This is a genomic window from Kitasatospora sp. NBC_00374 (genome assembly GCF_041434935.1).
GTDB lineage: Bacteria > Actinomycetota > Actinomycetes > Streptomycetales > Streptomycetaceae > Kitasatospora.
This window is the reverse complement of sequence record NZ_CP107964.1, coordinates 6,710,374-6,732,258: the sequence shown is the minus strand read 5'-3', so window position 1 is coordinate 6,732,258 and position 21,885 is coordinate 6,710,374. Positions and strand designations below refer to the sequence as shown.

General features: G+C 74.0%; 17 protein-coding genes. 4 read left to right on the top strand and 13 right to left on the bottom strand.

Going from position 1 to position 21,885, the window contains the following annotated elements:
- The first annotated feature begins 68 nt into the window (after positions 1-68).
- Positions 69-1,619, top strand: a complete 1,551-nt coding sequence (lnt, locus tag OG871_RS30015) for an apolipoprotein N-acyltransferase (protein WP_371501115.1) — start codon at positions 69-71, stop codon at positions 1,617-1,619.
- Positions 1,620-1,641: 22 nt separating this feature from the next.
- Here the strand turns inward: lnt and OG871_RS30010 are convergent, their stop codons facing one another.
- Both OG871_RS30010 and OG871_RS30005 read right to left on the bottom strand, forming a co-directional pair.
- Entirely contained in the window at positions 1,642-2,400 is a 759-nt protein-coding gene (locus OG871_RS30010; protein WP_371501113.1) for a VOC family protein, read from the bottom strand.
- Positions 2,401-2,403: 3 nt separating this feature from the next.
- Entirely contained in the window at positions 2,404-3,312 is a 909-nt protein-coding gene (locus OG871_RS30005) for an NADP-dependent oxidoreductase (RefSeq protein WP_371501111.1), read from the bottom strand.
- Between the two features lie 184 nt (positions 3,313-3,496).
- On the opposite strand from OG871_RS30005, the gene ribA reads away from it, so the two are divergent.
- Both ribA and OG871_RS29995 read left to right on the top strand, forming a co-directional pair.
- Positions 3,497-4,141: a GTP cyclohydrolase II gene (gene ribA / locus OG871_RS30000; protein ID WP_371501109.1), complete on the top strand. Its 645-nt coding sequence runs from the start codon at positions 3,497-3,499 to the stop codon at positions 4,139-4,141.
- Between the two features lie 139 nt (positions 4,142-4,280).
- A complete protein-coding gene (locus OG871_RS29995) occupies positions 4,281-5,492 on the top strand; it encodes an FAD-dependent oxidoreductase (RefSeq protein ID WP_371501107.1) in 1,212 nt (403 codons plus the stop codon).
- On the opposite strand, the gene OG871_RS29990 is transcribed toward OG871_RS29995, so the two are convergent.
- The 11 genes from OG871_RS29990 to OG871_RS29940 all read right to left on the bottom strand — a co-directional run bounded on the left by OG871_RS29990 (position 5,461) and on the right by OG871_RS29940 (position 19,851).
- Positions 5,461-6,702, bottom strand: a complete 1,242-nt coding sequence (locus OG871_RS29990) for an ATP-grasp domain-containing protein (protein ID WP_371501105.1) — start codon at positions 6,700-6,702, stop codon at positions 5,461-5,463. The genes OG871_RS29995 and OG871_RS29990 overlap by 32 nt on opposite strands.
- A 23-nt stretch (positions 6,703-6,725) precedes the next feature.
- Positions 6,726-8,042, bottom strand: a complete 1,317-nt coding sequence (locus tag OG871_RS29985; RefSeq protein ID WP_371501103.1) for a family 16 glycosylhydrolase — start codon at positions 8,040-8,042, stop codon at positions 6,726-6,728.
- Positions 8,039-10,015, bottom strand: coding sequence for a glycosyltransferase (locus tag OG871_RS29980; RefSeq protein WP_371501101.1), 1,977 nt, complete (start codon positions 10,013-10,015; stop codon positions 8,039-8,041). Before OG871_RS29980 ends, OG871_RS29985 begins: the two co-directional genes overlap by 4 nt.
- On the bottom strand, positions 10,012-10,833 hold the full coding sequence (locus OG871_RS29975) for a polysaccharide deacetylase family protein (RefSeq protein ID WP_371501099.1): 822 nt from the start codon (positions 10,831-10,833) through the stop codon (positions 10,012-10,014). Before OG871_RS29975 ends, OG871_RS29980 begins: the two co-directional genes overlap by 4 nt.
- Positions 10,830-11,798 (bottom strand): glycosyltransferase family 2 protein, encoded by a 969-nt coding sequence (locus OG871_RS29970; RefSeq protein WP_371501097.1) that lies wholly within the window; start codon positions 11,796-11,798, stop codon positions 10,830-10,832. Before OG871_RS29970 ends, OG871_RS29975 begins: the two co-directional genes overlap by 4 nt.
- Entirely contained in the window at positions 11,795-13,180 is a 1,386-nt protein-coding gene (locus tag OG871_RS29965) for a lipopolysaccharide biosynthesis protein (protein ID WP_371501095.1), read from the bottom strand. The genes OG871_RS29970 and OG871_RS29965 overlap by 4 nt, the downstream gene beginning before the upstream one ends.
- Positions 13,177-14,424: a glycosyltransferase family 2 protein gene (locus OG871_RS29960; RefSeq protein WP_371501093.1), complete on the bottom strand. Its 1,248-nt coding sequence runs from the start codon at positions 14,422-14,424 to the stop codon at positions 13,177-13,179. The genes OG871_RS29965 and OG871_RS29960 overlap by 4 nt, the downstream gene beginning before the upstream one ends.
- A gap of 6 nt (positions 14,425-14,430) precedes the next feature.
- Positions 14,431-15,741, bottom strand: coding sequence for a glycosyltransferase family 2 protein (locus OG871_RS29955; protein ID WP_371501092.1), 1,311 nt, complete (start codon positions 15,739-15,741; stop codon positions 14,431-14,433).
- Entirely contained in the window at positions 15,741-16,571 is an 831-nt protein-coding gene (locus OG871_RS29950; protein ID WP_371501090.1) for a glycosyltransferase family 2 protein, read from the bottom strand. The genes OG871_RS29955 and OG871_RS29950 overlap by 1 nt, the downstream gene beginning before the upstream one ends.
- 344 nt (positions 16,572-16,915) lie before the next feature.
- Positions 16,916-19,048: a putative bifunctional diguanylate cyclase/phosphodiesterase gene (locus OG871_RS29945; protein ID WP_371501088.1), complete on the bottom strand. Its 2,133-nt coding sequence runs from the start codon at positions 19,046-19,048 to the stop codon at positions 16,916-16,918.
- The gene (locus tag OG871_RS29940; RefSeq protein WP_371501086.1) at positions 19,045-19,851 is read right to left on the bottom strand and encodes an SAM-dependent methyltransferase; all 807 of its coding nucleotides are present in this window, start codon (positions 19,849-19,851) and stop codon (positions 19,045-19,047) included. The genes OG871_RS29945 and OG871_RS29940 overlap by 4 nt, the downstream gene beginning before the upstream one ends.
- 172 nt (positions 19,852-20,023) lie before the next feature.
- Between OG871_RS29940 and OG871_RS29935 the strand changes: the two genes are divergently transcribed.
- Positions 20,024-21,790 carry a glycoside hydrolase family 15 protein gene (locus OG871_RS29935; RefSeq protein WP_371501084.1) on the top strand — a complete coding sequence of 589 codons (1,767 nt, stop codon included), beginning with the start codon at positions 20,024-20,026 and terminating at the stop codon, positions 21,788-21,790.
- Positions 21,791-21,885 lie beyond the last annotated feature (95 nt).

Sequence of the window (21,885 nt, the reverse complement as noted above, 5' to 3'; positions counted from 1 at the left end):
CCTCCGGTCCGCCACCCGGGTGACCCGCAGATGAGGTGACACGGCCTCAATGAGCGGAGAATCGCCGCATGACCCTTCGCGCAGGCCTGACCCAGCCCGCCCGTTACGGCGCCCTCGCCGCCGGGGCCCTGCCCGTACTGGCGTTTCCCGGGCTCGGGCTGGCCGCCCTGGCCTGGGTCGCCCTGGTACCGGGGCTGCTGGCGATGCAGCGGGCGCCCGGCGCGCGGGAGGCGATGGTCCGCGGCTGGTGGTTCGGTGCGGGGTTCATCCTGGTCGCGATGTACTGGCTGATCCCGTCGATCGGGCCGGGGCTGATCCTGCTCGCGCTGCTGTTCGGCGCGCTGCAGGCGGCGCTCGGCCTGGCGGTCTGGCGCACGCTCCACCCGCCGCTCACCCCCGCCCGCGCGGCGGTCGCCCTGGTGGTCGTCCCGGCGGTGTGGGTGAGTACCGAGTTCGCCAGGTCCTGGCACGCGCTCGGCGGGCCGTGGGCACTGCTCGGGGCGAGCCAGTGGCAGCACCCGGCGATCCTGGCGCTGGCCTCGGTCGGCGGGGTCTGGCTGGTCAGCGCGGCCGTGGTGGCCGCCAACACCGGAGTGCTGATCCTGCTCACCGCCCACCGCCTGCCGGCCCGCGCGCTGGCGGCCGGGGTCGTGGTGGCCGCCCTGGTCGCCGGCCCGCTGCTGTTCGCCGCGCAGCGCCAGGACGCCCCGGACGGCTTCGCCACGGTGGCCCTGGTGCAGCCGGGCCAGACCCCGAACGAGGCCGCCCGGCTCGACACCAACGTGAGGATCAGCCGCGGCCTGGTCGGGCAGCCGCTCGACCTGGTGGTCTGGGGCGAGAGCAGCACCACCGCCGACCTGGACCGCGACCCGGCCGCGCTGAGCGACGTCCGGGCGCTGTCCGCGCTGATCGGCGCCCAGCTGCTGGTCGGCGAGGACGCCCGCAAGGCCGACGGCCGGATCTCCAAGGACGCCGTGCTGGTCGGCCCGGACGGGGTGCGCGACCGCTACCGCAAGATCCGGCTGGTCCCGTTCGGCGAGTACATCCCGCTGCGTCCGGTGCTCGGCTGGATCGCCGGGGTGAGCGCCGCGGCCGGCGAGAACCGCGCCCCCGGCACCGCCTTCCACCTGCTGCCGACCACGGACCGCGAGGGCGACCCGATGCCGGTCGGCGCGCTGATCTGTTTCGAGTCGGCCTTCCCCGACATGTCCCGGGCGGCCGCCGAGCAGGGCGCCCGGATGATCGTCTACCAGTCGGCGACCTCGACCTTCCAGGACACCTGGGCCCCGGCGCAGCACGCCTCGCTGGGCGCGATCCGGGCCGCCGAGACCGGCCGCGCGGTCGTCCAGGCGGCGCTGACCGGCGAGACGGTCGCCTACGACCGCCAGGGCCGCCGGCTGGTCCACCTGGACACCGGCGCCACCGGTTCCGTCACCGTCCGGCTGCCGCTGGCCGCGCCCGCCTCGCTCACCTGGTACGACCGCCTGGGCGACTGGCTCCCGCCGACCGCCGTGGTGATCACCCTGGCGGCCGCCGCCGTCGCCTTCCGCCCCAACCGCCGCGCCGCCGCCCCGACGGCGGCGCCCGCCCCCACCGAGGAGGAGCAGGCCAACGCGTGACCGGCCGGGGCCGCACCCAGGCCTAGGCGCCCGCGATGTGCACGCCGAACACCGCCCCCTGCTGGTCCCGCAGGACGGCCAGCCGCGGCCCGTCCGGGACGTCGGTGGGGGGCAGCAGCACGGTCGCGCCGAGTGCCGCGGCCCGCTCCGCCGTCCGGTCCACGTCCGCCACCGCGAAGTACGGCATCCAGTACGGCGGGGTGTCGGCGGGGAACTGGTCGGCCATGTCGGCCATCCCGCCGAAGTCCTTCCCCGCGATGCCCCACTGGGTGTACATCTCCCCCACCGTCACACTCCAGCCGAAGACCCGCGGGTAGAACTCCTTGGACTTGTGGACCTCCCGGGTGGTCAGCTCGACCCAGCCCAGCGAGCCCGCCTCGTTCATGACGGCCGCGCCGTTGAAGGACCGGGCCTGCCAGATCGAGAAGGCCGCACCGCCGGGGTCCACCGCGATCGCGAACCGGCCGAGGTCGAGGACCTCGGAGGGTTCCAGCAGCAGCCGGCCGCCGGCCGCGACCACGGCGGCCGCGGTCGCGTCGGCGTCGGCGGTGGCGAAGGAGACCGACCAGGCGGTCGGCTGCTCGGGCTGCTGGAGCGGGGTCAGCCCGGCCACCGCCGCGTCGCCCAGCGACAGGACCGTGTAACCGCCGGCCTCCGGATTCGGGTCCTCCTCGGCGCGCCAGCCGAACAGCTCGGCGTAGAAGGACTTGGCGGCGGCGGGGTCGACGGTGGACAGCTCGACCCAGCAGGGCGCGCCGACGGTCGGGGTGGTGATCTTCACGGTTCAGCTCACTTCCAGGATCAGCTTGCCGCGGGCGTGGCCGGACTCGACCTCGGCGAGTGCCTCGGCGGCCCTGGCGAGCGGGTAGGTGGCGGTGATGTGCGGATCCAGCCGGCCGTCGGCGACCAGTTCGGCGAGGACCGCCAGGGTGGCGCCGGTGCCGCTGCGGCGGACGAAGGAGCCGCCGAGCTCGGCGGCGGTGCCCGGGTCGGAGGTGGCGATCAGGCGGCTGCGGTCGGCCAGTGTCTCGGCCGCCGCCCGGACGTCCGCACCGCCGACCAGGTCGAGGATGCCGTCCACCCCCTGCGGCGCGGCCAGCAGGATCCGGTCGACCACCCCGTCGCCGTACCGGATCTGGGTGGCGCCGAGCGACTCGACGAACGGCCGGTTGGCGTTGCTCGCGGTGCCCAGCACCCTGATGCCGCGCTCCCGGGCGATCTGCGCGGCCACACTGCCCACCCCGCCGGCGATCCCGAGGATCAGCAGGGTCTGGCCCGCCTTGAGGCCGACGTGCTCCACACCGTCGTACCCGGTGGCGGCGGCCACCGGCAGCGCGGCGGCCTGGGCGAAGCTCACCCCGGCCGGCTTGCGGGCGGTGCTCCCGGCGACCAGCAGGGTGTGCTCCGCGTAGCCGCCGGTCGCGGCGGTGCCGAAGACCTGGTCGCCGACGGCGAAGCCGGTCACACCGTCCCCGACCGCCTCCACCACGCCGGCCGCCTCCACCCCGAGGACGGCGGGCAGCTCCAGGCCCTTGCCGGTCAGACCGCGGCGGATCTTCCAGTCGACGGGGTTGACTCCGGCGGCGCGGACGGAGATCTGCAGCCGGCCGGGACCGGGCGCCGGGACGGGCCGGTCCAGGAAGGTCTGGTGCTGCGGGCCGCCGTACTCGGTGAATCCGAATGCCTTGGACATGGGTGATCCCTCGTCGGAGTTGGCTGCGCCCCCTGCCCACTCTGCGCGGTGCCCGTCCGTGGCGGCTGAGGATGGTGGGCCGAAAGTGGTCTCCCGTGAAGTCTGTTGTTCAAATTAGAACCAAGGTGTACGGTCAGCACCGGAAGACCCAGTTCGAATTTGAACCAATCGCCGGAGGCCGGGCATGACGCAGACCGAGACCGACCAGCAGCCGCCCGCGACCGTACGCTCCCGGGTCCGCATCCCGCTCACCTTCCCCGACGGCTTCCGGGTCGAGGCGGAGGTCTTCACCTTCCACGGGCTGACGGACGGCGCCGAACACCTGGCCCTCGCGCTCGGCGACACCGACGGCGCCGGCATCCCGCTGGTCCGGCTGCACTCCGAGTGCCTCACCGGCGACGTCTTCGGCTCCGACCGCTGCGACTGCGGCCCGCAGCTGCGGGAGTCGGTCGAGCGGATCGCCGAGGCCGGCGGCTACCTGGTCTACCTCCGCCAGGAGGGCCGCGGCATCGGTCTCTACAACAAGCTCGACGCCTACGCCCTTCAGGACACCGGCCTCGACACCTACCAGGCCAACACCGCGCTCGGCCTGCCCGAGGACGGCCGCGACTACACCGCCGCCGCCCAGATGCTCGCCGGGCTCGGCGCCACCACCGTGGCGCTGCTCAGCAACAACCCCGACAAGGCCGAGCAGCTGGCCCGGCTGGGCATCGAGGTCGCCGAGCGCGTCCCGACCGGCGTGCACGTCTCGGCGAGCAACGTCCGCTACCTGCGGGCGAAGGTCGAGCACACCGGGCACTCCATCCCGCTGGCCCGCCTGGTCGGCTGACCCGGGCGGGCGTGCCGCGCCCGGAGCCACGGTGCACTCTGGGAGTTGGGGACTCCCCCACCCAAGGAGGTGGCCCGATGACGCCGCACCGCACACCCCGCCCCGACGACCGGCGCACAGCGTCCCCCCGGAGGCGGCCGTGAAGACCGACGCATCCGTCCCGGTCACGGTCATCGGCGCAGGGCCGTACGGCCTCGCCGTCGCGGCACACCTCAAGGGCCACCGGGTCCCGCTGCGGATCCTGGGCGAACCGATGGACAGCTGGCGCTCCCGGATGCCGATCGGGATGTTCCTGAAGTCCACCCCGCGGGCCTCCTCCATCTCCGACCCCGCCGGCCGCCACCGCCTGGAGGGCTTCCGGGCGGCCACCGGCCGGCCCCAGGGTGGCGACCAGCACCCGATCCCGATCGACGAGTTCATCGCCTACGGCGAGTGGTTCGAGCGCACCTGCGTGCCCGAGGTCGAGCGGGCGAGGGTGCTCGGCGTCCGGTACGAGGGCGGGCTGTTCCACCTGCTGCTGGACACCGGCGAGTCGTTCACCAGCGGCGCGGTCGTGCTGGCCGTCGGGCTGCAGCCGTTCGCCTCGGTGCCGTCCGTCCTGGACGGGCTGGTGGACGCGGGCCTCGCCTCGCACACCGCCGCCCACGTGGATCTCGGCAAGTTCGCCGGGCAGCGGGTCGCGGTGGTCGGCGCGGGTCAGTCGGCGCTGGAGAGCGCCGCCCTGCTGCACGAGGCCGACGCCATGCCGACCGTGGTCGCCCGAACGGGTGAACTGCTGTTCGGCGTCCCGCCCGAGACCGACCGGACCCAGGACCGCTCGCTGCCCGCCCGCCTCGCCAGCCCGGGCTCCACGCTCGGGCCGGGCTGGGGGCTGCTCGCGTACAGCCGGATCCCGGCGGCCTTCCGCTACCTGCCCGACGGCAAGCGGGCCCGCTCGGTGCGTACGGTGCTCGGTCCGGCCGGCGCCTGGTGGCTCAAGGACCGGGTGGACGGCCGGTTCCCGGTGCTGACCGGGCACAGCCTGGAGGCGGCCGAGGAGCGGCAGGGCAGCGCACTGCTGCAGCTCAGGGGCTCGACCAGGTCACTGGAGGCCGACCACGTCCTGGCCGCCACCGGGTACCAGGTCGACGTGGAGCGGATCGGGCTGCTGGACGAGCGGGTGCGGATGGCCGTACGGCGCACCCCGCACGGGGCGCCGCGGCTGTCGGCCACCTTCGAGTCCTCCGTCCCGGGCCTGTACTTCTCCGGGCTGTCCGCCGCCGACAGCTTCGGTCCGCTGCTGCGGTTCGTCGCCGGCACCGGCTTCACGGCCCGGCGGATCAGCGGCGCCCTGGCCTCCGCGAACCGCTGAGCGCCCGGCGGGTCACCCCCACCGCCACCCGTCCGCCGAACCGGACCGCCTCGGCGAGCGCCGGCACCGGGTCGTCCTGGCAGAGCCAGGCGCGCTCGGTGCCGCGGTGCGGCCCGATCCCCTGCGGCGGGCGGCGCTCCTGCCAGGCCGTCACGGCGGCCGACATCAGATCCACCTGCCCGACCCCGAAGGAGCGGGCGAGCTGCGGGCCCTGCGGCACCGACCGCCCGGTGAGCGACAGGTGCAGCGCCCGCACCACGTCCACGCCGTCCGCGGTCTCGAAGAGCCGGAACTGCGCGCCCGTCCGGGGGTTGAAGTCCACCAGCTTGTACCGGCCGTCGCGGCGGTCCAGCCGCCAGTCGAGGTCCGCCACGCCGCTGTAGCCGATCTGCCGGCACAGCCGGGCGGCCAGGGCGGCCAGCGGCGGATTGGCCACGGCGCGGGCGCGGGTGGTGACGCCGGCCCCCGGCGGCCAGGACCTCAGCTTCAGCCCGGTGAACACCGCGAGCGGCTCGCCGCCGGGCCCGCAGCACAGATGGGTGAACCAGTCCTCGGCGTGCTCCGGCGGCAGGTACTCCTGGACCAGCACGGACGGCACGCTGTCCGCCGGGCAGGCCGTCAGCAGCTCGCGCTCGTCGGACACCACCGTGGTGGAACCGACCGCCGGGCGGCGCAGCCGGCTGAACGACCCGACGTTCTTCAGCACCACCGGATACCCCCAGTCGCGGGCCGCCGCCCGCAGCTCGCCCAGGTCGCGGGGGGCCAGCGCACGCGGCGTCGGGATGTCGTTGGCCGTGCAGAGCCCGGCCAGCTCACCCTTGTCCGCCAGCCGGCGCGGCAGCGCGGGCGGCACCGGGGGCAGCAGCAGGAAGGGGGACAGCTCCTCGGCGTGCTCGGCGAGCAGGACGGCCGCCTCGTCGTCGGTCGCCACCGCGACACTGCGGCGCCCGATCGCCCGGCCGGCCTCCCGGATCGCCGCGACCAGCCGCTCCGGCGGCTCGCACCCGCTGGTGGGCGCCACGAGCGCCCGCGTCAGGTAGCGGGAGACGGCGGTCGGCGTCAGCCGGTCCTCGACCATCGCGTGGACCGGGACGCCGAGCCGGCCGAACGAGCGGGCCACCCCGACCGTGCTGTGCGACTGCGGGTAGCGCCCCACCTTCACCAGCAGGACGGGGACCTCGCGGTCCATTTCGGGCCCGGCTCGTTCCATGTCGACACCAGTTCCTCGGGAGTTCAGTGCTGCCAGACCGACACCCAGTCGACCCGCAGCTGCGCGGAGTCGACGGACGACGGGGGCGGGCCCGGATAGCCCACCGCGAGATTGAGGATCAGTTCCATCGCGACGTTCGGGACGATCGACGGGTCGGTGACCTTGAACTGCTCCACCCCGTCCACGTACCAGGTCACGCCGTCCGGCTCCCAGTCCACCGCGAACACCCGCGGCCCGGCGGCGAAACCGCCGACCGGGTGATACCGGTGGCCGACCCGGTCGTCGCCGCCGGAGGGCGTGCCCCAGTGCAGGTTCATGTCGACGAACCGGTTGGTGCCGGGGAACTCGGCCACGTCCAGTTCGGGCGGTGTGCCGCGGGTCTCGGCCGGGATCAGCCAGAACGCCGGGAAGAAACCCTCGGCGGCCTGCAGCGGCTGGATGGCGGCCGCGAAGTAGCCGTAGGTGAAGGTGTGCAGCGGCGTGCCGTTCCACGAGGCGCGGCCGGTGCTGACCATGCCGGAGGTCCATGGGTACGCCTTTCCGTCGGTGCCCGCGGTGGCCCGGCGCTCGGCGGTGAGGACGAGCGACCCGCCCGCGGGCGAAGCCTGGCCGGGCAGGTACCACTGCTCCTCCCGGTTGCCCGCGTTGGTGCATCCGGCGCGGTTCCAGTCGTAGCAGGTCACCCAGTTGGACCGGTCCAGGGTCTGCCCGTTGAAGTCGTCCCGGAAGACCTGGTGCCAGGGCCCGGGGGCGACCGGCTGGTCCGAGGCGGCCGGGACGGACGGCCCGGCCGCCTCCGCCTGCTGCGGCACGACCGTGAAGCCCGGCACGGCGGACGGGCTGCCGCACGCGGCGGTGAGCAGCAGCCCGCAGGAGCCGGCGACGACCGCCGCCCGGGGGCCGAGCCCGCGACGGCGGGGGTCCGTGGCGCGGTCCGCCCCCGGGCCGTCCGGTCCGGCGCGGTGACCGCCGGGAGCGGACGGGCGGCGGCCGACCGGCAGCAGCGCCAGGAGGGAGGTGAGCAGCGCCAGGGCGGCCAGCGCCCGGCCGAGCGTGAACGCGTGCGCGAGGAACAGGGCCACGACCGTCACCGTGGCGATCGCCAGGCTGAGCGCCACGGCGAAGGCCGCGATCGCCAGCCGGTCGGGCCAGTCGGCGGCGGAGCGGACCCGGGGCGGGGCCGCGAGCAGGGTGGCCGCGCCGGGACACACCAGCAGGAAGGCCGCGGTCACCGCGACCCGGACCGGGTCGGCGGGCGGGAGGAGGGTGGTGAACAGGGCGAGCCAGCCGGAGAGGCCGAGCAGCAGCCGCACCGGACTCGCACGCCTGGGCCCGCTCACGGCTGGAGGTCCTGTCTGGTCGGCTGCGGGCCGTGCACCGTCGGGATGTACCGGTAGACGACCGCGTCGTGATCGGCGAAGACGGCCTCGAACGCCGGGGAGGTCGCCACCACGTCGTTCAGCCGTTCGACGGTGCCGGCGGGGAACAGCCCGGTCAGGTCGGAGTCGACCGACTGGGACCGGGTGAGGACCAGGTAGGACGGCCCGGTCACCTTGGGGTTGCTCATGGTGTCCTCCAGCGCCGTGAGCGGGTCGCTCAGCAGCAGTCGCCGGTCGGGCAGGCTGCCCTGGGACAACACGATCCGCTCAAGCTCGTCGTAGCGCATCTCCCCGCCGGGCAGGTCGCCGGTGGCCGAGACGATCAGCGATCCGGGCGGGGTGTCCTCGGTGGCGAACCGGGTCGCGGCGACCTCCTGCCGGGTGAAGTAGTTCATCGACTCCTTGCCGAAGTAGCCGACGAACAGGCCGGCCAGCAGGGCGAACATCACGGCGGTGGAGATCCACACCCGCACCCCGCGCCGCGGCGGGCTCTGCACCAGCAGGGTGGCCAGCAGGAAGGCGGCCGCCGGGAGCGCGAAGAGGTAGGCCCGGAAGATCATCTCCCCGCCGTAGTTGTTGGCCAGCAGCAGCGGCAGCGGGGCCACCAGCAGCCAGGGCAGCGGGCTGCTGCGCGTCCAGCGGTGGCACAGCAGCGCCACCACGGCCAGCAGGAGCACGGTGCCGGTCAGCCCGCGGTCCGCCCAGGAGGCGATGACCTGTTCGGGGGCGGTCGTCCCGAGCCGGGACAGGTTGGGCAGCGCGTTGCGGTCGGGCGAGCTGAGGGCCGAGATCAGGCTGTTCAGGTTGGCCGAGATGTAGGGCCGGGCGACCGTCGCGTTCCACAGGAAGGTCAGCGCGACGGCGACGGCCAGGACCGGCAGCACCACCCGGCGGTTGCGGCGCGGCAGCGACAGCATCGCCAGGAAGCTGATCAGCATCAGCGGGGTCAGCTGGTGGGAGCAGACGATGGCGGCGATCAGGAGCGTCACCAGGACGAACGGGACCGGCCGCCAGCCCGCCCGGCCCGGTTCCTCCGCGGGCCGGGAGAGCGCCAGGGCACTGCCCGGCGGCATCGCGGCGGGATCGGCCGTGCGCCGGTCGGCGAGCCGTCGCAGCACCAGGGCCAGCACGGTGAGGAACAGGAAGTACGCGAAGGCCTGCGGCGAGAAGTAGTCCTGCCCGACCCAGGCGGTCGAGAAGTAGAGCCAGACGCCGCCCCACACCAGCCGGGGGTCCTTGGTGAAGGTCCGGTAGATCATCAGGAGCGGGCCGAGCAGCAGCAGGTTGGCCAGCACCGGGTACCAGGAGGCGTAGCCGAGCGCCGAGTGGAGTCCGGTGGCGCGCAGGAACAGGACGTTGAGCTGGAAGAAGCCGGGCCACTGGTCGTAGACGTCCATGTCGGCGGAGCCGGGCACGGAGCCGTCGTGGCGCGTCATCGCGTCGATGATCGCGACGTGCTTCCAGGCCCAGGCGTAGCGCAGCGCGGGGTACAGGATGCTGGGCGTCGCGTGGATGACCGCGATCAGGCCCACCACGTACCCGGCCGCCCAGCGCTGCGGGAGGCGCGGAGCCCGGAGCACGGCGACGAAGCCGAGCGTGAGGACGGCGACGGCGGCCCAGTAGAGCGGCGGCACGGCCTGGATCAGGCCGAGGGCGCCCATCCGTTCGATCCGTACGCCGGCGAGCGAGACCACCCACAGGGCCAGCCCGAGCGGCAGCAGGACGCGGATCACCCAGGTGGACCGGCCGGCGGTGCCGGGGATCCGGACGCGCAGCCGCCGGATCCGCCAGGCCGGGCGCTCGGTGGGCGCCGTCGCGGGAACGGGAGCCGTCGCGGGAACGGGAAGGGGCGCGACGGGATCCGGGGCGCCGGTGGTACGGCGGCCGGTCGCCTCGGTGTCCGCGGGGTCGGCTCCGCTCAGCGGTTCGATCATGATCTGGCCTCCTGGGGCGGGCCGCCCACGGGGCTGCCGACGGCGGCCCGCAGCCGCCGGTAGGCGCGCCAGCCGCGGGTGTAGATGCTCTCCGGGACCGGTCCGGTCACGGGCCCCCGGCCCATGGTCCAGTCCTGGAAGACGTGTTGCGGGGTGTCGTTGCGGACCATCAGCCGGCAGATCCGCATCGGGTCGTCGGCCGCCGAGCTGAACTTGTTCTCCACCGCGGTCGCCGAGGTCCAGCCGGCCTGCCGGACCCGCCGGCGGACGGCCGGGCTGGAGTAGCCGTGCGGGTAGGCGAAGGCCGTGACCTCGTGGCCGAGCACGTCCTCCAGCAGACGCTTGGAGCCGACGACCTCGTCCGCGCACTTCTGGGCGGAGACGGTGTCGAGCTGGGCGTGGGTCTGCGAGTGGCCGCCGATCTCGACACCGAGCGCGTCGAGCGTGTTGACCTGGCGCCAGTTCAGCATCTGTGCGGGCGGCAGCACGCTCCCGGTGCTCGTGCCGCCCGGCGGGTGGAGGGCCCCCACCGTGACGTAGAGCGTGGCGGAGAGTCCGAGGTCCGAGAGGATCGGGGCGACCGTCCAGTAGAAGTCCGCGAAGCCGTCGTCGAAGGTGAGCACCGCGACCCTGGCCGGGAGCGGCGGTCCGCCGTGGATGGCCGCGACCAGCCGGCGCAGCGGCACCACCGACAGCCCGCTGTCCATGATCCGTTCGAGCTGCTCGCGGAACACCCTCGGGGTGACCGTGTAGGGGGCGATCCACGACGGCGGGTCGTCCGAGACCGAGTGGTAGAGGAAGACGGGTACCGGGATCATGCCGGGCTCCTCACCGATCGCCTTGCGGATGCGGTGGATCCGGCAAGGAAGCTGCGCGCCCGGCCCGAGGTGTAGCCGAACATCGTGATACCGACACCCGCGCACAGGGTGGCCGCGGTGCGGAACTCGGCGTGCAGGACGCTCCGGACGACGGCGGCGGGTACGGTGCGCCGCAGGTAGCGGCGCTCGTCGGCCAGCGCCGGCCGACTGCCCGCGTGCCGCGCGACCACGGCCTTGGAACAGCCCTCGGCGTAGCAGCGGGCGCGGAAGTAGGACCAGGTGGTGCGGGTCGGCGGGACGTGGTGCCGGACGACGGCGGCCGGCTCGAAGCGCAGTTCGGCGCGCGGGTTGAGGGCGGCCAGCCGCAGGCAGAGCTCGGTCTCCTCGCAGCCGAGGGGCTTGGTGCCGACCCGGCCGAGGTCCTGGCGGAAGCCGCCGGCGGCGACCATGTCCGCGCGCCGGAAGGACATGTTGGCGCCGGTGAAGTTGCGGACCGCGGCGGGCGTCCGCGGCGAGCCGTGGTACGAGCAGCCGACCACCCAGTCGAACTCGGGCGGGAACCACTGCGGGCGGCCGGTCTCCCACCAGGCGCGGACCAGGCCGCCCACCCCCAGCACGGCGGGATCCCGGTAGCCGGCCAGCAGCCGCACGGTCCACTGCGGGTCGGCCACCGCGTCGTCGTCGAGGAAGGCGACCACCTCGCCGGTGGCGGCGGCGACCCCGGTGTTGCGGGCGCCGGACAGGCCGCGCGTCCGGGAGTTGGTGACCACCCGCGCGTCGCGCAGCTGCGCGGCCGCGCGCCGTTCGAGCTCGGGGCAGTGGTCGATCACCAGCAGCAGCTCGGTGGGCCGCAGGTGCTGGTCGCGCACCGAGGAGACCGCCGCGCAGATGTCGGCCCATCGGTCCAGGGTGTACGCGCAGATGACGACCGAGAGGGTCGGGCCGTCGTTCCGTCGGGTGGTCATCTCGGCCTCCGGTCGGGTGAGGGCAGCCAGCGCGGAAGTGCGACCAGCAGCGGCAGTGCGATCGCAGAGCCGGCGATCAGCCAGGCGAGGCCGACACCGGTCAGTCCGAACGCGGGGAGCAGGATGCCGACCATCGTGATCACCAGGACGGCGAAGGTGAACTGCAGGGCGATCAGCCAGGGCAGTGCCCGGCGTACCCGGCACACGTCGATCGCCACACTCAGCACGACGTTGGGCAGGGCGGAGAGCACCATCAGCCGCAGCACGGTGGTGCCGTTCTCCGAGTAGCCGGGACCGAACAGCTTGAGGATCCACGGCGCCGCCACGATGACCACCGCGGTCCCGCCGAGCAGCAGCAGACCGGTGTGGCGCAGCATCCGCCGGGCGTGCTCGGCCAGCCGCTCGGGCGCCCGGGCGGCCTCGACGACCAGGGAGCTGCCCATGCTGAACGCCGCGACGTAGAGCGTGTCGGCGATGATCCAGGACAGCGAGTAGAAGGCGTTCTGCTCGGCGCCGAGCTGGTTGAGCACCATCAGCGGGACGATGCTGTAGGCGGCGATGCTGGAGAGGTTGCCCAGGTAGTCGGCCATCGCGTAGCGCATCACCCGCTTCGGCGCGGGCGCACCGGTGCGGTCCGCGCGGTGCTGGGCGGGCACGGCCCGGCGGAACAGCACCACGTTGGTCACCACGATGGCGACGACCAGGCCGGCGGACCAGGAGACCAGGATGCCGGTGCCGATCGCCATGAGCGCGCACACCGCCAGCATCCCGGTCTTCGCCACCGCGAACAGCGCGTTCTCGCCGAGCACCCAGCCGGTGCGGCGCAGCCCGGTGAGCGCGCCGTCCTGCAGGACGAAGACGGAGTAGCCGGCCGTGGCGGCGACGAACGCCCCGGCCAGGATCGGCTCCCGCAGGTAGCCCAGCCCGGGCGCGATCACCGGGATCAGCAGCAGGAACACGCCGGCGGCCAGGGCGCTCGCCCCGGCGCTGACGGCGTAGCACCGCAGGACCAGCCGCCGGGTGTGCCGCCCGGCCGCCGGTACGAACCGCACCAGGACGTTGCCCAGGTTGAAGCTCCCGAGCGCGGAGAGCAGGGTGGCCGCGGAGAGCGCAGCGTAGCTGCGGCCGACCACGTCCGGGCTGTACCACCGGGTGGCACAGATCCAGAAGAGCGATCCCAGCGCCGCGGCCAGCACCGTGCTGGCCACCAGGATGTGCCCGTTGCGCAGCAGCGGCTCGCGCACCGGGACCACCCTGGCCGCCCGCACCCGGGCCCGGAGCAGGGTGAGGTACGAGCACTGGCAGGGCAGCGGCTCGGGGCAGGAGCACGGCCGCGCGGTCTGGCGGGTCGAACCCGTGCGGGCGCTGAGACCGGCGGTCACGACTGCTCGCCGATCCGGGTGCCGCGCTGCTGCCAGCGGCTGAGCAGGTAGGTGTGCGGTCCGCAGACCATCCCGCGGAGCTCGAGCCGCCCGAGCGGCGCGGATGTCCGGCCGCCGTTGCGGGCGGCCCGGGTACGGCGCCGGCGGACCACCTCCCCGGCGCACCGGGGCGCGTGGCGGACCAGGGTGGCCAGCAGGGCGGGGCGGCGGGCGAGGGCGGCGGTCACGTAGGCGCCGAAGCCGACGCCGAAGCCGTAGATCTGGGCGGCCAGGCCGTCCATGGTGCGGCGGTGGCGGTGCCAGACGATGGCGTCCGGCTGGTAGGCGACGGTGTGCCCGCCCTCCAGGACGGCGAAGAAGGCCAGCAGGTCCTCCCCGCCGCGGGTCCGGGTGCCGGCGCCGGTGGCGGTGTCGAAGCCGCCGAGCCGGCGCAGCAGACCGGTGCGGAACGCCATGTTCGCGCCGGTGCCGAAGCCGCCGACCCGGAACGGCAGGAGCGGGTCGTGGGGGTGGTCGCGCAGCGACCAGCTGCGGGCGGTGAAGCCCCTGGTGTAGCCGCCGTACCGCTCGAACGCGGCCTGCGCCTCGGTGTCGAGCTCGGCGGGCAGGACCAGGCCGGTGACGCAGCCGATCCGGTCGTCCGAGCGGAAGGCCGCCACCATCGCCGGCACCCAGCCGGGGTCGGCCAGGACGTCGTCGTCGGTGAAGGCGCAGAGCTCGCCGTGGGCGGCGGCCAGACCGGTGTTGCGGGCCCGGGCCAGACCGGCCACCGGCTCGCGCAGGTAGCGGACCCGGCCCCCGTAGCGGGAGCGGACGAGGCGCTCGGTGGCGTCGTCGGCCGGCGCGTTGTCCACGACGATCAGCTCGGTCTGCGGGTGGGTCGTGCGCAGGAGTGCGTCGAGGCAGGGCGCCAGCAGGTCCTCGCGGTTGCGGGTGCAGACGATGACGCTCACCGAGGCCCGCGCGGCCCTGGGCACGGGGGCGGCGTCGGCGCGTGGGGCGGCGCCCAGGTCGCGCCGGGCGGCCTCGGCGACCGCCCGGGGCAGCCCGGCCGGGTCGCCGACCGCGCCGGTCGCGGTGACCAGCCCGAGCGGGTGCCCGTGCCGGCGGACCAGGGCCAGCACCCGGCCGGTCGGCGCGGTGCGCAGCCCGCCCGGGGTGCGGATCTCGTCCGGCCGCGCGAGGTCGAGTTCGACGACCTGGGTGGGTGCGGCGACCGGAACGACGGGGGGAGGGGAGGTCATCAGGGACTACTCTCCGGTCCGGACACCGCGTTGGTGCCAGACGCTCAACAGGTAGCTGAAGGGGCCGTACATCAGGCCGCCGAACTCCAGCCGGCCGAGGCCGGCCAGCGCGTCGCGGGCGACGGGCGCGTCCTGGGCCCGCTGCCGGCGGGCGGCCAGCCACCGCCAGACGCCCCGCGGAAGGAGGCGGACCAGGCCGGCGAGGACCCGGGGCTGGTGGGAGACCGCGGCGGCCAGGTAGGCGCCGAAGCCGACGCCGTAGTTGAAGACCTGCCTGGTCAGGGCCTCCATGCTGCGCGGGTGGGGGTGCCAGACGATGGCGTCCGGCTGGTAGGCGACGGTGTGCCCGCCGTTGAAGACCCGGAAGAAGACCAGCAGCTCCTCGCCGCCCCGGGCGGCCGTGCCGGCCCCGGTCGCGGTGTCGAAACCGCCGAGCCGGCGCAGCAGGCCGGTGCGGAAGGCCATGTTGGCGCCCGAGCCGAACCGGCCCACCGAGAACCGTAGGAGCGGGTCCTCGGAGTGGTCGCGCAGCGACCAGCTGCGGGCGGTGAAGCCCCTGGCGTAGCCGCCGTACTCCTCCAGCGCGATCTGTGCCTCGGTGTCGAGCTCGGCGGGCATCACCAGGCCGGTGACGCAGCCGATCCGGTCGTCCGACCGGAACGCCTCCACCATCGCGGACACCCAGCCGGAGTCGACCACGAGATCGTCGTCGGCGAAGGCGCAGAGCTCTCCGCGGGCCGCGGCCAGGCCGCGGTTGCGGGCCCTGGCGAGGCCGGGTACCGGCTCGCGCAGGTAGCGGACCCGGCTCCCGTAGCAGGAGCGGACCAGTTGCTCGGTGGCGTCGTCGGCCGGCGCGTTGTCGACCACGATCACCTCGACGCGGGGGTGGTCCGTGCGCAGCAGCGAGTCCAGGGAACGGGGCAGCAGCTGCGGCCGGTTACGGGTGCAGACGATCACGCTGATCAGCGGCGCGGCGGCGGCCCGGGCCCGGCCGGTGCGGTCGGGGAGGGTGCCAGCGGTCGCGGTGGAGAGGGAGGGCACCTGGAGTTCGCGATGAGCGGCATCGACCAGCGCCCGGCACAGCGCGGCGGACCTGCCCGCTGTTCCGGTGGCGGTGACCAGGCCGAGCGGGTGTCCGTGCAGTCGCACCAACGCCAACACGCGGCCGTCCGGGTCTGCCGGTCCGAGACCGCCGGGCGAGTGCAGCTCGCCCGGCTCGTCCAGGTCCAGTTCGACTACTCGGACGGGGGTGTAGAGCGAGTCGCGGGCGGCTGGGCAGGGGCAGGCAGCTGCGGTGCGCCGGTCGGAGCCATTCATCATCGCTCCCCTGCGGCAGCAGGCGTCGCCGCCCTGGCGCCGGGACGTTCGGCGATCAGGGTGCGCAGCACCCGCTTGCCGTCGGAGACGGCGTGCAGGTGCGAGCGCCCGTTGCGGCGGGGGAGTTCGAGGCTCGGTACCTCGGCGAGGCGGAGGCCCGAGCGGAGGGCGTGCGCGACCATCTCGGCTTCGATCTCGAAGCCGGAGGAGCGCAGGTCCAGTTCGTCCAGGAAGCTGCGCCGGAACGCGCAGAACCCGTAGCAGAGGTCGGTCAGGTGGGCACCGTAGAGCCGGTTGACCACGGCCAGCAGCGCCCGGTTGCCGAGCGACCTGACCCGGGTGAAGTCCAGCGAGCCGCCGCCGGCGATGCAGCGGGAGCCCTTGACGAAGTCGTAGCCGTTGGAGAGGAAGTGCAGGTAGTGCGGGATCTCGCCGGGCCACATCGAGCCGTCGGCGTCCATCATGACGATGAACTCGCCCGTGGCGGCCGCGAATCCGGTGCGCAGCGCGTTGCCCTTGCCGGGGCCGTCCTGATCGACGTGGCGGACGGTGGGCAGGCAGTGCTTGGCCATCGAGACGGTGGCGTCGTTGGAGTCGCCGTCGACCAGGATGACCTCGTCGACGCAGCGCGGGATCTGCTCGAACACCCAGGGGATGTTGCGGGCCTCGTTGTGCGCGGGGACGACCAGGCTGACGCTGTGCGTGGTGGAGAAGTCGGTGGCCCGGCGCATCGGTGGCCGGGCGGTGGCCCGGTCCCCGGCGCGGCGCATCGGGCGGCCGTCACGGTCGGGGTACGGGAGGACGTTGTCAGGAGGCAGCGTGGTGCTCATCGCGGGCAGTCCCTAAGAAGGCACCGGGCACTCAGAGGCCCGGCACACGGGTACCTGTAACGGGGCGGGCAGGGGGCCCCGGATGGAAGGGAGACACGGACCACGGCGCTGCGGGCTTCTTGTACCGAAATCCCCCGAAGCCCCTCACTCACGCGCCGGTCGGTCTCGGGCGCCGAAGCGCCGACTCGAACAGCAACTGGCAAAATGTACGTCCGCCGTAAGGCGGTGCCAGAGCCCCATCACATCAGCACGGACGCGGCACGTCAAGGGCATTTGTCCGATTTTTCTTACTTTGCGCTACGGACGCCGCGCCGGGGCCGCCCGGGCCGGGGCCCGGGTGGCCGCTAGTTCTCGCGGGCGAGGTCCGGCTCGGGGAGGTCCGCCTCGGCGATCCGGCGGGCGATCTCGCCGGGCCGCACCGGCCTGCCGAAGTGCCAGCCCTGCGCCCAGTCGCAGCCCATCAGCCGCAGCCGCTCGGCGTCCGCCCGGCTCTCCACGCCCTCGGCGGTGACGGTCAGGCCGAGGGTGTGGGCGAGCGAGACCAGTCCGCTGACGATCCGCCAGCCCAGGTGGGTGTCCTTCGCGGGGTCGTGCAGGTCACCGACGAAGGAGCCGGCGATCTTCAGCCCGGAGACCGGGAGGTCGCGCAGGTAGGCCAGGTTGGACCAGCCGGTGCCGAAGTCGTCCACCGCCAGCGAGACGCCCATGTCGACCAGGGCGTGCAGGGCCTTGAGCGCCTCGTCCTCCGGGCCGACCACGGTCGACTCGGTGATCTCCAGCTGGAGCATCGCCGGGTCCAGGCCGGTGCTGCGCAGGATCCGGTCGATGTCCCCGACCAGGCCGGCGTTGCGGGCCTGACGGACCGCCAGGTTGACGCTCAGTTTGGGCGCCCGGTCGCCGAACCGGGCGACCCAGTCCGCGGCCTGACCGCACGCCTGCTCCAGGACCCAGCGGCCGAGCGGCATGATCAGCCCGGTCTCCTCGGCCACCCCGACGAACTCCTCCGGGCCGAGCACGCCGAGCTGCGGGTGGCGCCACCGCACCAGCGCCTCGACCGCGACCAGCGAGCCGCCGGCGAGGTCGACCATCGGCTGGTAGTCGATGAAGAACTCGCCCCGGTCCAGCGCGGAGGGCATCCGCACCGACACCGCGTAGCGGCTGACCGCCCGGGCGTTCTCCTTCGGGTCGAACAGGGTCCACCGGCCGCGGCCGGCCTCCTTCGCCCGGTAGAGCGTGAGGTCGGCGGCGCGCACCGCGGCCCCCGGCGTGGTGGTGGCGATCCGCCGCTCCAGCACGCCGACGCTGGCGCCGACGGCCAGCTTGTGATCGCCGATCAGCACCGGCTTGGCCAGCGCCGCGAGCACCGTCTTGGCGGCGGCGACCGCCTCCTGCTCGCCGCGGCAGTTCTCCAGCAGCACCACGAACTCGTCCCCGCCGAGCCGCGCGACCATGTGGCCGAGCGGGGTCAGCGCGGCGTCCAGACGCCCGGCCACGGCGGCCAGCAGCTGGTCACCCATGTCATGGCCGAGGCTGTCGTTGACGACCTTGAACCCGTCCAGGTCGACGTAGCACAGGCCGAACCGGGCACCCGGCTCCGGCTCCTCGAACAACCGTTCAAGGCGTTCGAAGAAGGCCGCCCGGTTGGGCAGCCCGGTCAGCGGGTCGTGGGTGGCCTGGTGGCGCAGCCGTTCCTGCAGCCGGTAGCGGTCGGTGATGTCCTCCAGCATCGCCACCTGGTACTGCGGCACGCCGTCGTCGTCACGGATCAGCGAGACGGTCAGGTGCGTCCAGACCACCTCGCCGTCGTGGCGGTAGTACGGCTTGTCGAACTGGAAGTAGTCCCGCTTGCCGCTGATCAGCTCCTCGTACGTCTCCCAGACGCCCGGGGTGTCCTCCGGGTGCACCAGGTCGTTGACCCGGCGCCCGCGCATGTCCTCGGGGCTGGCGCCGAAGATCTCCTGCAGGGCGCGGTTCACCGCGAGGATGTTGCCGTCGGTGTCGCCGAGGCCGATCCCGATCGCGGCGCTCTCGAACAGCGCCCGGAACCGCGCCTCGGACGAGCGCAGCGCCCGCTCGACCTCCTGCCGGGCGGTGTCGGCGGCCAGCCGGATGGCCTCCTGCTCACGCAGCGTGCGCTCGCGCAGCGCCGCCGCCCAGCCCGCCGCGAAGGCCCCGCAGAGCGCCGGACCGCGGCCGCCCCGGACCGGGTGCTGCTGCAGCAGCTCCACGGCGTGGGCGAGCACCACCGGGTCGGTGAAATGGGCGTCGACCAGCATGGCTCCGGCCTGCTCGGCGAGCCGCGCGTCGAAGGGGTCGTCCTGGCGGGCCCGGTGCAGCAGGTCCGCGCTGCGGCCGACCAGCCGGCTGAGCGTGCCGGGGTGCACGGCGCTGCCGTGTCCGCCGCGCAGCAGCCCGGCCCAGGCGTCGTGAAAGGCGGATCCGCTGTCGGCGCCCGCCTCCGACAGCTCCCCGGTCACGGCAGTCGTCCGACGCCGGCCACACCGGTCATCCGCTCGGGGTGGGCGCCGACGGCCTCGGGCCGGTCCGGGCGCCACTCGGGAAGGTAGACCACACCCGGTTCGAGCACCTCGAAGCCCTCGAAGAAGCCGGTGATCCGCTCCAGCGGCCGCATGGTCAGCGGGGTCGGGGTCCGCTTGTAGAGGTCCTGGTGCGCGCCCGCCTGGTCCGGCCGGCCCTCCAGCGACGCGTGCGAGAGCACCATGGCGCTCCCGGGCGGGAGCGCGTCCCGGAGCCGGCCGATCAGCTTCTCGGGCTCGTCCTCGTCCTTGATGAAGTGCAGGACCGCGACCAGCAGCAGCACCACCGGCTCGCCCGGCGCCAGCAGCTCGATCACCTCGGGCCGGGAGAGCAGGTCGGGGACGTCCCGCAGGTCGGCCTCGACGACCGAGCTGAGCTCGTCGTCCTTGAGGATCAGCCGGCTGTGCGCCACCGCGACCGGGTCCAGGTCGACGTACACCACCCGGGCGTCGGGCCGGACCGCGCGGGCGGCCTCGTGCACCGGGCCGAAGGTCGGGATGCCGGAGCCGATGTCCAGGAACCGGGTGTAACCCTGCTCGGCGAGGACGTGGACCGAGCGGCGCAGGAAGGCCCGGTTGGCCCGCATGATCTGCGGCAGGTCGGGCCAGAGTTCCACGGCCTTGCGGGCCATCTCGCGGTCGGCCTCGAAGTTGTGCGAGCCGCCCAGGTAGTAGTCGTACACCCGGGCCGCGTTGGGCTTGTCGAGATCCGTTCCGGCGGGCACCCAGTTCGGTTGCCGCATCACGGCACCCCTTCCGGTCAGGAAAAGACAATAGGCCATAAAGATCTTCCTATCTTCAGATCTTCTTGGCAAGTCGGGTCCGCCGGTCGACACGCCCGGGACTCCGCACGTCAGGCGCATGTCACAGGTCGGCGCTGCCGTCGCGCCGTCCCCGACGGACAATGGATCCGCGATGGCCGGACAGATCGAGGACTACGCCCTCATCGGTGACCTCCAGACCGCCGCCCTGGTCGGCAGGGACGGTTCGGTCGACTGGCTCTGCCTGCCCCGCTTCGACTCCCCCGCCTGCTTCGCCGGACTGCTGGGCGACACCCGGCACGGCGCCTGGCGGCTCTCCCCGGTCGGCGGCGGCCAATGCACCGCCCGCCGCTACCGACCGGACACCCTGATCCTGGAGAGCGACTGGGAGACCCCCCATGGAGCCCTGCGGGTCACCGACTTCATGCCGCACCGCGACCGCGTCCCCCAGCTCATCCGGATCGTCGAGGGACTGCGCGGCACCGTCCCCGTCCGGGCCGACCTGCGCCTGCGGTTCAACCACGGCCGGGTCGCCCCCTGGGTGCGGCGCACCGAACACCACCGGGTCGCCGTGGCCGGCCCCGACTCCGCCTGGCTGCGGGTGCCGCCCGGCGTCCACACCTTCGGCCACAACGGCGCCACCATCTCCGAGTTCACCGTCCGGGAGGGCCAGCAGGTGCCGTTCGTCCTCACCTGGCAGCCCTCCCACCTGCACAACGCCCCCCGCACCGACCCCCTGCGGGCGCTCGACCGGACGGTCACCGGCTGGCGCGAGTGGGCGTCCAACTGCCGCTACAAGGGCGAGTGGCCGGAGGCCGTCCTGCGCTCCCTGATCACCCTCAAGGCCCTCGCGTACGAGCCCACCGGCGGCATCGTCGCGGCACCCACCGCGTCCCTGCCCGAGGAGATCGGCGGCGAACGCAACTGGGACTACCGGTTCTGCTGGCTGCGGGACTCCAGCATGACCCTGTCGGCCCTGCTCCGCAGCGGCTTCCGCGAGGAGGCGGCCGCCTGGCGCAAGTGGCTGCTGCGCGCGATCGCCGGCGACCCCGGCGACCTGCAGACCGTGTACGGCGTCGCCGGTGAGCGCGGCCTGCCGGAGACGGTGGCGAGCTGGCTGCCCGGGTACCGGGACTCCACCCCGGTGCGGTTCGGCAACGCCGCCGTGCACCAGCTCCAACTCGACGTCTACGGCGAGGTGGTGGACACCCTGCACCTCGCCCTGCTGGCCGGCATCCCGATGGAGCGCCAGGTCTGGAGCCTGCTGCGCAGCCTGATGAGCTACCTGGAACGGCACTGGTCCGACCCGGACGAGGGGCTCTGGGAGGTCCGCGGCGAGCGAAGGCACTTCGTCCACTCCAAGGTGATGTCCTGGGTCGCCGCCGACCGCGCCGTCCGGATGGCCGAGATCACCGGCCTGCCGGCCCCGGTCGACCGCTGGCGGACGATGCGCGACCAGGTGCACGCGGACGTCTGCGCCAACGGCTACCACCGCGGGCGCGGGGTCTTCGTCCAGTACTACGGCGGCAAGCAGTTGGATGCCGCCACCCTGTTCATCGTGAAGACCGGCTTCCTCCCCCCGGACGACCCCCGGGTCGCCCGCACCGTCGAGGCCGTACGCACCGAGCTCGACCACGGCGGATTCGTCCGCCGCTACTCCACCGACCACGGCACCGACGGCATGCCCGGCACCGAGGGCGCCTTCCTGGCCTGCTCGTTCTGGCTGGCCGACGCGCTGACGGCGATCGGCCGGCGGGACGAGGCCCGGGAGCTGTTCACCCGGGTGGTGGCCCTCGGCAACGACCTGGGGCTGCTCTCCGAGCAGTGGGACCCGGCCGCAGGACGCCAACTGGGCAACACCCCACAGGCGTTCACCCACGTGGCGCTGGTCAACTCCGCCTTCACGCTGGCCGAACCGTGACACCGGCGGCGCGGGCCGGGCCGGCCGGCCGGCCCCGGATGTCAGTGGGGCGGCGGACAATGGCCCGGCCGCAGAGAGCGGCCCCAGGCCCGCCC

Bases quoted from the DNA above. Each gene is read 5' to 3' on its own strand.
- lnt (WP_371501115.1), top strand. From the start codon at position 69: ATGACCCTTCGCGCAGGCCTGACCCAGCCCGCCCGTTACGGCGCCCTC.
- OG871_RS30005 (WP_371501111.1), bottom strand. From the start codon at position 3,312: ATGTCCAAGGCATTCGGATTCACCGAGTACGGCGGCCCGCAGCACCAG.
- ribA (WP_371501109.1), top strand. From the start codon at position 3,497: ATGACGCAGACCGAGACCGACCAGCAGCCGCCCGCGACCGTACGCTCC.
- OG871_RS29990 (WP_371501105.1), bottom strand. From the start codon at position 6,702: ATGGAACGAGCCGGGCCCGAAATGGACCGCGAGGTCCCCGTCCTGCTG.
- OG871_RS29980 (WP_371501101.1), bottom strand. From the start codon at position 10,015: ATGATCGAACCGCTGAGCGGAGCCGACCCCGCGGACACCGAGGCGACC.
- OG871_RS29975 (WP_371501099.1), bottom strand. From the start codon at position 10,833: ATGATCCCGGTACCCGTCTTCCTCTACCACTCGGTCTCGGACGACCCG.
- OG871_RS29970 (WP_371501097.1), bottom strand. From the start codon at position 11,798: ATGACCACCCGACGGAACGACGGCCCGACCCTCTCGGTCGTCATCTGC.
- OG871_RS29960 (WP_371501093.1), bottom strand. From the start codon at position 14,424: ATGACCTCCCCTCCCCCCGTCGTTCCGGTCGCCGCACCCACCCAGGTC.
- OG871_RS29955 (WP_371501092.1), bottom strand. From the start codon at position 15,741: ATGAATGGCTCCGACCGGCGCACCGCAGCTGCCTGCCCCTGCCCAGCC.
- OG871_RS29950 (WP_371501090.1), bottom strand. From the start codon at position 16,571: ATGAGCACCACGCTGCCTCCTGACAACGTCCTCCCGTACCCCGACCGT.
- OG871_RS29940 (WP_371501086.1), bottom strand. From the start codon at position 19,851: ATGCGGCAACCGAACTGGGTGCCCGCCGGAACGGATCTCGACAAGCCC.
- OG871_RS29935 (WP_371501084.1), top strand. From the start codon at position 20,024: ATGGCCGGACAGATCGAGGACTACGCCCTCATCGGTGACCTCCAGACC.